Source organism: Mycoplana rhizolycopersici (assembly GCF_013378445.1).
Taxonomy (GTDB): Bacteria; Pseudomonadota; Alphaproteobacteria; order Rhizobiales; family Rhizobiaceae; genus Mycoplana; species Mycoplana rhizolycopersici.
On record NZ_JABXYK010000077.1, the window covers coordinates 1 to 226 of the forward strand.

The following is a 226-nucleotide window of genomic DNA, read 5'->3' on the forward strand; positions in this document are numbered from 1 at the left end:
CGTGTGCCGCACGATTGGCGAAGCGCGCTTCCGGCCGCTTCAGCGCGCTGAAATCCTGCTCCGCACGGGCTCCGCCGCCTCCTATGTTGGCATCGTCGAGGAGAGGGCAGGGACCGTCCAGCCCGCAAAGCTCGCCCTCGGCCTGCGCCAGCTCGCCCTTTCCAGGGGCGTCGTCATTCACGAGCACAGTCCGGTTCTCGAAATCGTGCCGGGCGACAGGCCGCAA

The 226-nt window shown here is 68.1% G+C and carries 1 protein-coding gene; it reads left to right on the top strand.

What is annotated here, in order from left to right:
* On the top strand, positions 1–226 hold a 226-nt coding region (locus HV823_RS26480), incomplete at both ends, for an FAD-dependent oxidoreductase (protein WP_281374149.1).